At 40.3% G+C, this 14995-nt stretch carries 9 protein-coding genes; 5 read left to right on the top strand and 4 right to left on the bottom strand.

Annotation, left to right across the window (positions count from 1 at the left end; genetic code table 11):
* The first annotated feature begins 7 nt into the window (after window positions 1-7).
* The 4 genes from rsmI to HMPREF9447_RS21505 are packed head-to-tail and all read left to right on the top strand — an operon-like array spanning window position 8 to window position 3038.
* Complete coding sequence (gene rsmI, locus HMPREF9447_RS21520) at window positions 8-682, top strand: 16S rRNA (cytidine(1402)-2'-O)-methyltransferase (protein ID WP_009131903.1); 675 nt, start codon at window positions 8-10, stop codon at window positions 680-682.
* Window positions 683-714: 32 nt separating this feature from the next.
* Window positions 715-1593, top strand: coding sequence for a Cbp1 family collagen-binding glycoprotein adhesin (locus tag HMPREF9447_RS21515; RefSeq protein WP_009131902.1), 879 nt, complete (start codon window positions 715-717; stop codon window positions 1591-1593).
* 51 nt (window positions 1594-1644) lie between these two features.
* Window positions 1645-2337, top strand: a complete 693-nt coding sequence (locus HMPREF9447_RS21510) for a YjjG family noncanonical pyrimidine nucleotidase (RefSeq protein WP_009131901.1) — start codon at window positions 1645-1647, stop codon at window positions 2335-2337.
* A gap of 56 nt (window positions 2338-2393) precedes the next feature.
* A complete protein-coding gene (locus HMPREF9447_RS21505; RefSeq protein WP_009131900.1) occupies window positions 2394-3038 on the top strand; it encodes a MarC family protein in 645 nt (214 codons plus the stop codon).
* Between the two features lie 71 nt (window positions 3039-3109).
* On the opposite strand, the gene HMPREF9447_RS21500 is transcribed toward HMPREF9447_RS21505, so the two are convergent.
* The 4 genes from HMPREF9447_RS21500 to HMPREF9447_RS21485 form a co-directional block, all read right to left on the bottom strand.
* Entirely contained in the window at window positions 3110-5656 is a 2547-nt protein-coding gene (locus HMPREF9447_RS21500) for a thiol protease/hemagglutinin PrtT (RefSeq protein ID WP_009131899.1), read from the bottom strand.
* Between the two features lie 105 nt (window positions 5657-5761).
* Window positions 5762-7783 carry a hypothetical protein gene (locus tag HMPREF9447_RS21495; protein ID WP_009131898.1) on the bottom strand — a complete coding sequence of 674 codons (2022 nt, stop codon included), beginning with the start codon at window positions 7781-7783 and terminating at the stop codon, window positions 5762-5764.
* 53 nt (window positions 7784-7836) lie between these two features.
* Window positions 7837-9447 carry a RagB/SusD family nutrient uptake outer membrane protein gene (locus HMPREF9447_RS21490; protein WP_009131897.1) on the bottom strand — a complete coding sequence of 537 codons (1611 nt, stop codon included), beginning with the start codon at window positions 9445-9447 and terminating at the stop codon, window positions 7837-7839.
* 21 nt (window positions 9448-9468) lie between these two features.
* On the bottom strand, window positions 9469-12657 hold the full coding sequence (locus HMPREF9447_RS21485) for a SusC/RagA family TonB-linked outer membrane protein (RefSeq protein WP_044138522.1): 3189 nt from the start codon (window positions 12655-12657) through the stop codon (window positions 9469-9471).
* Between the two features lie 452 nt (window positions 12658-13109).
* Between HMPREF9447_RS21485 and HMPREF9447_RS21480 the strand changes: the two genes are divergently transcribed.
* Window positions 13110-14303, top strand: coding sequence for a site-specific integrase (locus tag HMPREF9447_RS21480; RefSeq protein WP_009131895.1), 1194 nt, complete (start codon window positions 13110-13112; stop codon window positions 14301-14303).
* Window positions 14304-14995 lie beyond the last annotated feature (692 nt).

The raw sequence follows: 14995 nt of genomic DNA, 5'->3' as shown, positions 1-14995 counted from the left end.
AACGGATATGGGAAAACTTTATGTAGTGCCTACTCCGGTAGGAAATCTGGAAGATATGACATTCCGTGCTATCCGCATCCTGAAAGAGGCGGATTTGATTCTTGCCGAGGATACCCGTACTTCCGGAATACTGCTGAAACACTTTGAAATAAAGAATGCAATGCAATCCCACCATAAATTTAATGAACATAAAACGGTGGAAAGTGTTGTTTATAGAATAAAGGCAGGTGAAACTGTGGCATTAATTTCGGATGCAGGTACACCGGGAATCTCCGATCCGGGCTTTCTGGTAGTGCGTGAATGTGTTCGTAATGGCATCGAGGTGCAATGCTTACCGGGGGCTACGGCTTTCGTTCCGGCTTTGGTTGCTTCGGGCTTGCCGAATGAGAAATTCTGTTTCGAAGGTTTCCTTCCCCAAAAGAAAGGCCGCATGACGCGTCTGAAAACTTTGGCAGAGGAACGCCGGACAATGGTGTTTTATGAGTCTCCCCACCGCTTGGTGAAAGCATTGACGCAGTTTGCCGAACACTTCGGTGTCGAACGTCAGGCTTCCGTATCGAGGGAAATCTCAAAAATGCACGAAGAGACGGTGCGTGGCAGTCTCACGGAATTGATAGAGCATTTCACCGCCAATGAGCCACGTGGAGAAATAGTAATAGTAGTAGAAGGAATAGACGATTAGATAACTCATTAACCAACGTAAAACAAAAGCGTATGAAAAAGTTAGCAGTTTTAATTGTATGCGCAGCCGTTATGGCATCGTGCGATGGCTTATCAGGTGGTAGCAAAGACCAGTTGAAAGCTGAAAATGATTCTCTTTTGATGGAACTTACCCAGCGTAATGCTGAACTGGACGAAATGATGGGCACTTTCAATGATATCTCCGAAGGCTTCCGCCAAATCAATGCCGCTGAGAGCCGCGTGGATTTGCAGCGTGGCGCTGTTTCGGAAGGCTCTTTATCTGCAAAACAGCAGATTGCGACTGATATTGAATTCATCCAGAAGCAGATGCAGGAAAACAAAGAGCAGATTGCAAAGTTGGAGGCTATGCTGAAAAGCAGCAAGACCAATTCTGCACAAATGAAGAAAGCGGTAGAATCTCTGACTCAGGAATTAGTAGCCAAGACTCAGCGTATTGAAGAGTTGCAGGCTGAACTTGCTTCCAAGAATATCCGTATTCAGGAATTGGATGCAGCCGTAACCGGTCTGTCGGCCGATAAAGAAGCTCTCTCTGCTGAAAACGAGGCTAAGGCTAAGACTGTGGCTGAGCAAGATAAGGCAATAAACACCGCTTGGTTCGTATTTGGAACTAAGAAGGAATTGAAAGACCAAAAAATCCTGACTGATACCGGTCTCTTCAAAAAAGGTAAAGTATTGAAGGATGGTGATGTGAATAAGGATTACTTTACTCAGGTTGACATCCGTACAACGAAAGAAATTAAGTTGTATTCTAAGGATGCTGATGTTCTGACAACTCATCCGGCAGGTTCTTATGCTTTGGAAAAAGATGATAAAGGCCAGCTTGTTCTGAAGATTACGAATCCGAAAGATTTCTGGAGCGTATCTAAATATCTGGTTATCCAAGTGAAATAATTTGATAATATCATAAGATGGCAGGGTTATTAGCCCTGCCATTTCTTTTTTATGCAATACAAGAATCTGTTTTTCGATCTCGATGATACTCTTTGGGCGTTTTCTTATAATGCCCGCGATACCTTTGAAGAAATGTATCGCAAATATGAATATGACCGCTATTTCCGGTCTTTCCAGCACTTTTATGAACTCTATGAGCGGCGTAATGTGGAATTGTGGGCAGAATATGCGGATGGAAAAGTGACAAAGGATGAGTTGAACCGCCAGCGTTTTCTTTATCCACTGGAAGCAGTGGGAGAGGGGGATGCAGCTTTGGCAAAGGCTTTCTCTGAAGATTTCTTTGCAGTGATTCCCACTAAAAGCAGATTGATGCCTCATGCTCGGGAAGTGTTAGAGTACCTTGCACCCAAGTATAATCTTTATATCCTTTCCAATGGTTTCCAGGAATTGCAGTGTCATAAGATGCGCTCTGCAGGGATCGACCGTTATTTCAAGAAGGTGGTTCTTTCTGACGATATCGGTGTACTGAAGCCTTGGCCGGAGATTTTTCACTTTGCCATGTCGGCTACCCAGTCCGAACTGCGTGAGTCGTTGATGGTTGGTGATAGTTGGGAGAATGATATTGCCGGTGCCAGAGGGGTAGGGATGCATCAGGTATATTACAATGTTACGGGCCGTTCGGAGTTCCCATTTAAACCTACTTACCAGATTACAGACTTGAAAGAGTTACTTCAATTGTTGTGACATTGAGGGATTAGTTGTAATTTTGCATTCGATAAAAAACGAATAAAATTGCAACTATGGAATCTATTCTTCCTTTTGCCTTGCTTTGTCTGACATCTTTCTTCACGTTGACAAATCCTTTGGGAACCATGCCCGTCTTTCTGACTATGACACAGGGTATGACGGATAAAGAGCGTCGGTTTATCGTATCTCGTGCCACTTTGGTAGCCTTTCTTACGATAATGGTCTTTACCTTTGCAGGTCAGTTCCTCTTTAAGTTCTTTGGAATCTCTACCAATGGGTTTCGTATTGCGGGCGGAGTCATCATCTTTAAAATAGGTTTTGACATGTTGCAGGCCCGTTATACCCACATGAAGTTGAAAGACGAGGAAATCAAGACTTATGCTGATGATATTTCCGTAACCCCGTTAGGTATTCCTATGCTGTGTGGTCCCGGCGCCATAGCCAATGCCATTGTGTTGATGCAGGATGCCAATACTATTGAAATGAAGGGAGTTCTGATTGGTGCTATCGCCTTGATTTATCTGATCACCTATTTTATATTGCGTGCTTCCACACGTCTGGTAAAAGTGCTGGGGGAAACGGGAAATAATGTGATGATGCGCCTTATGGGACTTATACTGATGGTGATTGCGGTGGAATGTTTCGTGAGTGGGGCGAAGCCGATATTGGTGGATATACTGAAGGAGGGATTGATATAATGGAATGAAAATGAGGATGTGGCAGACTAGCTAGCACATCCTCATGTTTATTTTTGCAATAATATTAGAATTTACTTCTTTATAAATTTGCTCCGATATATTTTTCCGTCCGTTGATTGTAACACTACTATGTAATAGCCTGATACCAGCCCTGTCACTGGAATGGAATACTCCTTAGTTGAATTATTCCCGGATTCTTTCTGCTGTATCATTTGCTGTCCGGCTAAGTTATAGATGGAAATCATCTTAGCGGTATTAGAGGTATGGATATAAAGAACATTTTCTACCGGTTGTTGATAGATAATCATCCCTTCTTTATCATCCACTTCATCTTCAATACCAGTAGCTGGCCCAACAGAAAAGTTGAGGCGACATATCGGCTTGCTCCCATCATATCCTCCCAGTAGTTCAGGTTTATATAAATTGATGGTATAGTTACCTTCGCCGATTTGCGGATCAATTTCCATCTCAAAATCAAGAGGCTGATCCTTTTCTATAAATACCTCTGCGTAGTGGATATTAGACGTTGAGGACTGACCGACAGCAAAAATTGCGGTCATCAAGGTTTTGTCATATACGTTTCCTGTACCATTTAATGACAGGTCAGCCAGTAGTTTCAGTTTTTCTCCTACCTGAAGTTGATTCTTCTCTAAACGTGCATTCGCAACAACTAAAGTCGGCGTACCATAGGCTCTATTAACTGTGACAGCAACTAAATTGTCGCCTATACCATATACATATTCCCCCCATTGAACTCCCGGACAAATATAATAATCTCCGGCTGGAATATCAGTAGACGTTTCCGCCAGGTTGGAAATCAAATCTCCGGAAATAATTACTTCCCTATTGGTTGTACCGGGTTTTAACTCTAACTGAGTATATCCGGTCAAACTAATAATCTGTGCTTCTTCATCTGTCGTAATGAATGCGACACCTGCTAAACCATAGAAGTCATTCGTCGTATTTCTATTAGAAAGTAACATCCTGAAATCTCCTTTACGACCACTATACAGATTATGCAGAATTTCTACACTCCCATCCAGATCCTCCTGTAGCGTCAGGTTGCCGGTAAATGGGATAAGAATACATTTATTGCCGGTAACAGTAAGTGTAAACTGGGATTCAAAACCATACCCGCCCCGCACACGGCTCCAAGTTGTTTCACGTACGTCCTTTGTTGCTAAGTATAGAGCGTAGGTTCCATCTACCAGATCATTGGGAATTGTAATGTTCGGGAACGTTTGTCCCTTGGTCCCATAATTAGTATTTACATTTCCTAAAGATGCATTCCACAAGGCCAATTGTTTGCCATCTTTTTCAGCAATCAAGCCCAGTTGCCCATTTTGGAATTTCGTACTCATATTATACAGTTCAGTAACTGTAAGGTCAAAACTTTCTCCTTTAATTATCTCTTTCTTATTAACCTCAAGTTTTGAAAGATAAAAATGAGAAGTATAACTTGAAGATACAGTAGGAGGTTCAAGCCCTATGAGCATTCCTTGTTGGTAGATAAAACCACCGCCAAGGTTCGTGCCTCCACCAATTCCCGGAGATGATGGGTCGAGGGAAACAACTTCAAAATAGCCATTGTTGGAACCACCCCAGCCCCAGTTTACGTGGACCATATCCTGCGCATCGTAGCCATCAAAGACAAATTCATGTCCTACATCTTTGGATGCACCATTATAGAGTACAGGGCGTCCTTCACTGAGTTCCGTCTTAATCATATTCATCCACTCCTCAGAAGTGAAATACTGACGGTATACATATCCAAGATTCCCATCATATCCAAAATAATCAATCAAAGCCTGTCCCACTTTGAAAGAGTAAGCTCCGGAACTGGAAGGGGAATATTCCATATCAACCGCTACGCCGCAGGCATACATCAATTCTGCAACTGCATTTGCTTGTTCAGTCGTATAACTGCCGCTGACATATTGAGGCAACATTTTATCCCAGCTGAAAGTTGTGTTTCCATAATCAAACGAACATTCAATCCCTGATGAGGTCTTATAAGAATAGGTACCTTTGCCTTTTACGGGAAAATTGTGATACTTTAAAATCATAGCCATAGCTGTGGCTACGCAACCTGTTACACTGCGATTTCCCTGCACCAACGGACAAGCATTATTATAAGGTGCATCTTGATTCCAATTGATATCGCCCAACATGGGAGTTACCGTTTCCGGAAAAACAGCACGTGTCAGTAGTCGAGGCTCTTTGATCGCTTGTTTGCCATCCGCTAAAGCTGTATACACGGCATTATAACTTTCCAGCCATCCTTGTATATTGGAAGGTAGGTTGTCAGTCACAAAAGCACCTTTGTCAGAGTAACCCAATACAGGTTTCATCCGGTCATCACCCGAAACAATCACATAGGCAGACTGTCCATGGTTATAGACATAAAAAGCCGGTTCATCCGAAACGCTTCGAGTAGAAGCAGACTTCAATAAGTCTCCGGATACAGCAACCAACCGGATATCATCAACAGAACGTGTTGCAGGATATTGGGCAAAAAACGAACGGGCAATCTCAAGTGCTTCCCCGGTAGAACGCTGTGTGGCCCATGTGGAAATGGTACAGAATAGTACTAAAGACAGAAGTAATATTTTTCTCATAAGCAATATATTTATTAGGATTTAATCGCCAAAAAACAAAAGGGAGTATGCAAATATTCACATGGATTAATTGCAAACTCCCTTTGGATTTTAATTATAAAGAAATCAACGAACTACCAAAGAGAACCCATTCTGAACTGGGGTCTGGATATTTGTAGAAAGTCCTTGAGGTTGTACCGGAGAAGATTTAAGATTCAATTCTGTCTTATATGTACGTCTCGGAGTATTTCCTTGTTTTACAACTTTAAAGCCAGTATTGAAGCTTACATTATTTAATGAACCAAATGACGCTGCCGGAGTGACAGGTGTCCACTCCAAGTAGTTCCAATAGCCAGTCATAAATCCTAATTGTTTTCCATCAGGAGACTTAACATACACCATTGAGTCATACGTACCCGCATTTGCAGGATTATTAAGGAATGTCAATATTCCATCTTTGCTCAATCCACCAATTAAAGATTCTCCTGCTTTTGTGCCAAGTTCCATGGTTTCAGAATTAAATGGAGATACAAAACCATAATATCCATTTATGGAAGCAACTTGTTGGAACTCAAAAATCAAGAAACCAGTTTCACTATCATACTCAAGCGCCATAGTATCATCGTAATCTTTTACAATGGATAAACCTTGAACAAGCAATGTCGTTTTATCTGCCTTCGTAATGCTAACAGGCATTTTGCCTCCCTCTTGCCCATCTGTCAAAGGCACAGACCATGTGCCAACATAATCTTCAATCTTCTTTCCTTTTACCAATTGATCAAGTGGACCACGTCCCCAAAGGAAGGTTTCTGTGCTCTGCATCAACTCTGCAGTCTTCTTGCCATCTGCATCAACAAGGTAGAATGACAATACAAAAGTAAAATCATGATCAGCATTTACGGTGCATTTTCCAGGAACTGCGTCTACATAAATCTTATTCCCATAGGTTGTAAGACCTGTCGGTTGCATTTTGGGCATAGTCAACGTTCCTTTTGCTGCATCATAGTTGAAGTAGATATGAACATCCTGAGCATAGAGTGATGTAAAGCGATAGAAAGTAGGATCTTCTTTTGCTTGTTGTACAACTTGTGTCCAGCTTTCTCCTGCAATACCAGAAGTGAAATAACCAGTAGCATCATTTACTGTTTCCCAAGTATAATCACGATCATAATCTGGTGCCATTAAAGTCGGATCAAGATAGAGTGTAAATGTACCAGCAGGTATCACACTATATCCTCCTTTGTCACCACCAATCTGCGTATAGACAGCACCGAAATTAAACATTTTGACTTTTTCGTCGAAACTACCTAACGGATAGCTTGTGCTGGTAGGAGGAATTGGTGAACCGCCTGAACTCAAATTGCCGGCTACAGAGCCAAATGTATTCCATTCCATATCATATTTCGGGCCCACACCATTCACCATTTGGAAACCAAGAGCTGTAGAGGCAATATAATAAGAACCTGGAGCTTCTGCTTTATACTTCTCTCCATTTAAAACGATATACGGCGGCACAAAATCTGCCGGGAAAAATGCATCCCAACCTTTTCCATACACAAAATAATCATTATCATAAGGACTTTGGAAACGATACTGGTTTGAGTTTTTCTCCTTTTCTACAGTAACTTCTGTAAGAGTGATAGGAGTATGACCAAATGGAGTAAATATGTTTTCTGTTAGAACAGCTTCTGTAGAAATAACAACCCATTCTTCAAGAACCTCAGCCGGATACAAAACTTTGAAAGTCAGTGAGGAACTGCCATAAGATGTACCATCAACAAAAGAAAGCTTCACATCATATGTTGTTCCACGTACCAAATTATTATATCCCACTGTTAGGGTCGTTTCAGTCTCGCCATCAGCAAAACTCACTTTAGCAGGAACAGAGAATACGCTTGCTCCGCCTTCATTAAATTCTGCGGTCAATCCAGATTCACCAACGCCTGCAGACTTTGTACGTTGCACTTTGAGGGTGAAATTTCCTTCTGTACCATTCAGGGTAATAGAAGTTTGGGTTGATGAGGGGAAATATACACCCTCACCATCAACGCCCGGAGCCGGATCATAATCGTACGAGTCGGTACATGCACTCCAAGTTAGTGCAAATACACCCATCAGCGCCAGCAGATATGTATTTATTTTTTTCATACGAATTTTTTTTTAATAATTTTGTTTATAATCAGATTATTCAGAATTTAAAGTTACTCTCCTGCACTAATCCAAGGTTTATAGAAGTCTGTCGGATCCGGATTACCAAAGCCTACCAAAGCTTCATTGTTATCACTCTCCTGTCTTACTATGCTAAGATTCATCCATGCCGGACGTCCATTGGTATTCAGACGAGCAGTGTCAAAGAAATTTGTGTCCGGATAACCACGGGTAACAGACATATTCAAGCGTTTTACATCAAAAAATGTCAGACCTTCACCCCAGAATTCGACACGTTTCTGGAACACAACTTCTTCAGCTACATCATTATTGGAGCAAACATACTGAGGATCACGATAATTTTTCATGAATGTTTCCAGCAATTGTTTGCCATCAGCGGCATTCAGATGAGCAGCAGCTTCAGCCTCAATAAGATACATTTCTTCTATACGCATCACAGGGAAAGCGGAAGCATTACCAACGTTGTTCACACTCATATTTCCTTCATTCGGGCGGAATTTCACAGAAGCATAATCTGGCAACTTCTCTGCAAACTCATCATCAATAAACGGTGTCTGACCTTCAAGTATACTACCAGCAGGAGCTTTCCACATTTTTTTGCGGAAGTCAGTATCGCTTATTCTTTCATATGTGTTACGGTTAATCATCAGATATGGTTCCTGACCGGAATATCCATATTTTGTTTCATTTGACATCCAGGAAGTCCAAGTGATAATTCCACTCTTCACCTGAGCATCTTCTGCCTTCAACTGTGATCCCCACATCCAACGGGAAAGGTCATTGAATCCTTTCGTAGTACTCAGGCATTGGTCTTCCGTCATTGGAGTAACACTTGATGCATCGATAGCCTTACGTGCATAAGTCTTTGCATTAGTATAGTCACCCAGCCACATATAATAACGTGCTTTCAATCCATATACCACATCCAGATGAGGCAAAGTTTTAGATGCCTCTTTCAGATTGACAATATATTCTTCAGCTTTATTCAAATCTCCCAAAATAAATTCAGCCATTACCTCACGGGTTACACGGGGATTATTTCTTGCTTCCGCTTCAGTCATACCTTCTTTTACGATAGGTACAGTTAGGTTCAGCACATCATTTCCGCTTGAATTGACAGAAGAGAAACCTTCAACCGGTAAGAACTCATACATTTGCGCCATCTCCAGATAAGCCAATGCACGGAAAGTATAGCCTGCACCCAAATAGCCTAATTGCAGCGTATTAGCAGTCTCTACGTTTACTGCACCAATCATATTGTTAGCAGTTTGCACAAACTTATAGTAATACCACCAATGGAACTGTGCAAGCATGTAGCTATCTCCTTGAGATTTATTCGTTTCCCAACTGTCATACCAGTCGTAGCCACTACCACTATATACTATAGGCATATCTTCAGTCATGACGTCACGAATATGCATGATGGAACCATATCCCCAGTCGTAATCTTGACGAGAAGGTAATATCTGGAATGTATTAAAATAGGCAGGCATTGCCCATAATAATGCTTCTGTAGCTTTTGACGAGGAACCCAACTGGTCTTCAGTCGCTACCTGCGTAGGAAGCGTTTCTTCAATACATCCAGTCATCAAAACGGATGAAGAGAGACAAACCCCTAATATTAATTTAGATATATTTTTCATATTCAATAATTGCTAATTGGTTTAGAATGTTAGTGTTATACCTCCCGAAATAGTGCGCATAGGAGCGTAGTAAGCTGATGTTACACTACCCGTAATGCTCTGGCGCGGATCAAGTCCCTGGCGTTTAGACCATACCCAAACATTGTCACAAGACATGTAGATACGCAATTTTTCCATACCCATGGTACGACAAATTCGTGATGGGAGAGTATAGCCCAGATTAATATTTTGCAAGCTCAGATAAGAAGCGTCTGTCAGGAAACGGTCTGAACTTTGATTCATATATGAATCATTGTATTGAAAACGAGGGATATTAGAACCTGTATTTTCCGGAGTCCAGGCATTCAACAAATCAACGTGGAATGCATGTCCCTTACTTACTCCCATTGAGGCTGCATAGTCGCTGTCATATACTTGTCCACCCAGTTGGTATGCAAAGTCTATAGAGAAGTCAATACCTTTATATTCAAAGCTTGTTCCGAACCCACCGTATACGTCCGGCAGGGCAGTACCGCAAAGATGTTGCGTTGCTTCACTCGGCTTCGTAGTTGTTTCAACTCCTGTAACATTGCCATCTTTGTCTTTAATATCTTTATAGAATAAAGATTCACCATTTTCATTAACGCCGGCATATTGATATAAATAATAAGTGTAGAGAGGTTCGCCTTCGCCATAGAAAAAGCTACCACTGGAATAACCGGATACACCGTCAGCCTTCAATGTTTTGGATTTCTCTGATAAATAAGTAATCTTATTCTTATAGTGAGTAAGGTTCAGGCTAACCGTCCACTTCATATCATTAGTTTTGATAGGCGTACCTTCTAATTCTAATTCAATACCGGTATTGCGCATATCACCCACGTTGGAGTAATAAGATGTAAAGCCCATTGTAGGAGGCAGCGGGAATGAGAACAACATGTCAGAAGTCTTACGATTGAAGAATTCCACAGTACCGTTCAGACGGTTCTTCAGGAATGCAAAGTCAACACCAATGTTAAAGTTACCATTTGTTTCCCATGTTATATCTTTATTACCCATAGTATTAGGTACTGCTGCCGGGTTACCGTTTGCATTCACTATTTCATAAGTTGTTACGTAACGATAGTCACCGATGTTATCATTACCTTGTGAACCATAAGAAGCCTTAAGCTTTAATTCGTCAATCCATTCCACATTGAAAAAGTCTTCTTTAGAAATCAACCAAGCACCACCCAGTGACCAGAAGTTACCCCAACGGTTATCCGGATGGAAACGTGAAGAAGCATCACGACGATAAGAAGCAGAAATAAAGTATTTCTCACTATAATCATATTGTACACGGCCAAAATAACCTTCTGTATTATAGTCCTTAGTATAAGAATTTGCAGAACCGTCCAAAATAGCGCCAATCAGTTCAGGATTGCTCGGATCGAACATATTAGACTTTGAAGCATATAAATAGTAGTATTTATAACGATAAGATTCATGTCCCAACATAGCTTCCACATTATGTGGACCAAAGCTTTTCTTATAATTCAGCAGCTGCTGGTAGTTATATGCCATTTGACGGGTGTGATATTTATAAGCGATACCATTAGACGAGGCATACTGGCCGTAATAAGGATTGGTTACATTGGTCTGACGCATTTCGTCTACATATACACTGTTAGTTGAGCTAAATTTAAAGTCCTTCAAGAAACGTACTTCAAAGAAGCCAACAGCATTCACTGCGTTACCTTCTGCATTCAGTGTATTCAAAATACTATTAGATATCGCATTACTTTGTCCCAGGTACGGACGGCTATTGCCAGCATTGGCACCATCACCATAGTCATAGCGTGTAATACCATTCACATCTGTCATAATCTGACCATTTCCATCACGAATGTAGAGCGGATAGATTGGTGCCATTTGAGTTAAAGCAAACACATTGCCGGAAGAATTGGAACTACCATCATCACCCAACTGGTTTGATTCATAATGAGTATAAGCCATATTAGCTCCTACTTTCAACCAGTCTTTAATCTGATAGTCAGCTTTCAAGCGACCAGTCAAACGTTCGTAATCTGATTTTTGGGCAATACCTTCATTGTCCAGATAGTTAAAAGAAGCATAGAAAGAAGACTTGTCGCTACCGGCAGTTGCAGTCACTGTATATTCTTGGCGCAAACCTGTTTTATAAGCGGCATCTGTCCAATCATCCGGCAACAAAGTGTATTTTTGTCCCTGATACTCCACAACGTTACCTAATGTAGCATTCGGGTTCATTTTACCATTTTCTCCAATCATATACTGACCTGTAGGTACAGAGTATACGTTATATCCTAAGCCATAAGCATTGTTTGCGGTCAGGTTTTGGTTAGCCATGACGTGAGCCGTATATGAATCCATCCCTTGAGCATTCGTAAAGTAATTCTTTAGAGCACCATAATACATCTCATAATATTTCGCAGGACTGGTCACATAATTGTAATCCTTGGTAGCACGAGAGTTGGAACCCCATTTCGCATCTACTGTTACTTTAGCTTGTCCGGCATTACCTTTTTTAGTAGTAATGATAATTACACCATTAGCACCACGTGCACCATATAAAGCACTTGAAGCTGCATCTTTCAATACAGTCATTGATTCTATATCCTGATTGCTTATATTATTCAAGTCACCGTCATAAGGTATACCATCCAAAATAATCAATGGATCTTTACCCGCATTGATTGAACTAATACCACGTACACGAATGGTTGGAGTCGTTGCTCCTGGCTGACCGGAAGTGGTATTTAGCTGTACACCAGATACTTTACCTGTCAACGCATTAGCAACGTTGGAAGTCTGAATCTTACCAATCTGATCAGAGGAAACAACACTCGCTGAACCTGTAAAAGCAGACTTCTTTGCAGTACCATAAGCAACAACCATAACCTCTTCAAGCATTTCGCTATCGGATTTCATTACGATTTTCATTTGAGGCTTAATAGTAGCTTCTTGTGACTGCATACCAATGTAAGAAATTTGCAATGTTTTCGCAGAACTTGGTACGTTCGATAAAGTAAAATCACCATCTACACCAGTAATAGTACCTAATTGAGTACCTTTTACCAATACAGAGGCTCCAATAACTGGCTGCCCATCTTCTTCAGAAATCACAACACCCGTGACTGTCTGAGTTTGGGCAGTTACTAGGCCTATTCCAACAAAAAGACAGGCCAATAACAGCATTAATTTTCTTTTCATAAATTCTCTCTTAAAGTTTAACTTTACATTAATTGTTTCTTTACTCTAACAAAATGCAAATATATTAATAAAACTGAAACGAACAACTATTTTATTGAAAAAACCTTGTAAATCTATCAATTTGTTAATCAAAAAGCTTTTTTTATGCTTAACAGCAGATTTTTCGTACTAAAAAAACCTAAATGGTCATACAAATGCTATCACTCTGAAGTGCTCCTTGGAGCTGTGTTCCTTAATATAGACGGCTACTTTTAAACAAAAAGAGTTAAAAAGATGGTATGACAGGATTAAATTGAAAGTCATTTTACGTAGATTTACCTTTTTTATAAAGGAAATACAAAACAAAAATCGCTTTGTAAATCGAACTTTTACAGATATTAAGTCTTATTTAATTCTTATGTAGCACATTATATCGTCTTATTTGTTCATAGTATTAACTAAAACGACTAAAGATGAACAAGATTATTTACAGTTTAGTGTACAACCGCAAAAAGAGCCTTAATAAAAGGGGAATGGCTCTAGTGCAAGTTGAGGCCTACTTAAACAGGAAGAAAAAGTATTTTTCGACCAAGGTTTACTTGAGACCCGATCAATGGGATGCAAAAAAACTACTAGTAAAAAACCATCCCAATGCAGATGCCTTAAATCGACTGATTTACGAATTTATGGCAATGATAGAGAAGCGTGAGCTTGAGCTTTGGCAGCAGGGGAAGCCTATAACTCTCGATGTATTGAAGGATGTACTGACAGAGAAGCAAGAGCAAGAGGATAAATCGTTGTTTATACCCTTCTTCAAGCAGGAAATAATGACTTCAGGCTTGAAAGAAAGCACGAAACGAAATCACCTATCTACCGTTGCATTGCTGCAAGACTTCAAGAAAGGTGTGACCTTCTCTGAAATGACTTTTGAATTTATATCCTCTTTCGAGTACTACCTTCAGTCTAAAGGGTATCATGTCAACACGATAGCCAAGCATATGAAGCATTTAAAGCGACATATCAATGTGGCTATTAATAAGGAATATATGGATATACAGAAGTATGCTTTCAGGAAATATAAAATAAAGACTGTAGAGAACAGGCATACCCATTTATCGCCGGAAGAATTGGAGAAGCTGGAAACCTTGCAACTGACAGGAAGACATACGAAATACCAGAAAACACTGGATGCATTTTTGTTCTGTTGCTATGCTGGTATGAGGTACTCCGACTTTGTCAATATGAAGCCTGAGAACATTGTAGAGATGCATCAGGAAACCTGGTTGATATATAAATCCATCAAGACAGGCACGGAAGTCCGGCTTCCAATTTATTTGTTATTCTGTGGAAAAGGGATTCAAATTTTGAATAAATATCAGGCAAATCTACAAGACTTCTTTCATTTGAGAGACAATTCGAATGTGAATAAAGAACTGATTATAATTGCCCGATTAGCCGGGCTACCTAAAAGAGTGTCATTCCATACTGCGCGACATACTAATGCAACGCTACTGATTTATAATGGCGTAAATATTACAACCGTACAGAAGTTATTAGGGCATAAGAGTGTGAAAACCACGCAAATATATACCAATGTAATGGATATGACAATAATAAGTGATTTAGAGAAAAACCACTCGTTGGCTCATCGTAAAAAAGGGAAATAACCCCTACTAAAGTAAGGTGTAACTACTTATCATGAGACCTTAGGGATATTGGATAAATAGGTTACACCTTTCTTTGTGGATTTACATACTAATTTCCGCTTGTCGTTTTTGTTCTCTTCTTCTTATTTTCCATTGCCTCATTCTGTTCTTTTGGAATGTGCGGGATTCAAAATTGCAGACCTAATGAAAAAACAAAAGAAATGTTCTTTTTGTCGTTTTTCTCCCCGGTATGGAATTACATAAATATTTCCCTCTCTTCGTGTGTTTCGTGCAATTCGCATTTAAGGCTACATTAGCATCTACTGCTTTCTCGCTGTTTTGATTCAACCCCCTTTCACCTCTCTGTACCTCTTTATTTATCGGTGTTTGCTGATGGAAGGGGATATTTATCCCCTTGTTTATGTCTCCGGGCATATTAAACATATATTTCCGGCAAACAATACATACTACATGCATCACTGATGAATAGTGTATTATCCTGCTTTATATACGGCAAAATCAGATGTTGACAGTCGTTAGTAAATCTGTTGACAACTGTCAGTAAGTTGAATGACGGCCGTCAACAGATTTACTGACGGCTGTCAACACCTATTAATGTTTACTGTAAAGCATCAACTTCTTATATGCAAATGGAGATTGTGTACTATGACTGATGAGACAACGGACTATTACAACAAACGCCACAAACGGAG

This window comes from Bacteroides oleiciplenus YIT 12058 (assembly GCF_000315485.1).
GTDB lineage: Bacteria > Bacteroidota > Bacteroidia > Bacteroidales > Bacteroidaceae > Bacteroides > Bacteroides oleiciplenus.
Note: the sequence above shows the minus strand (reverse complement) of the source record. Positions and strands in the feature narration are given on the sequence as shown.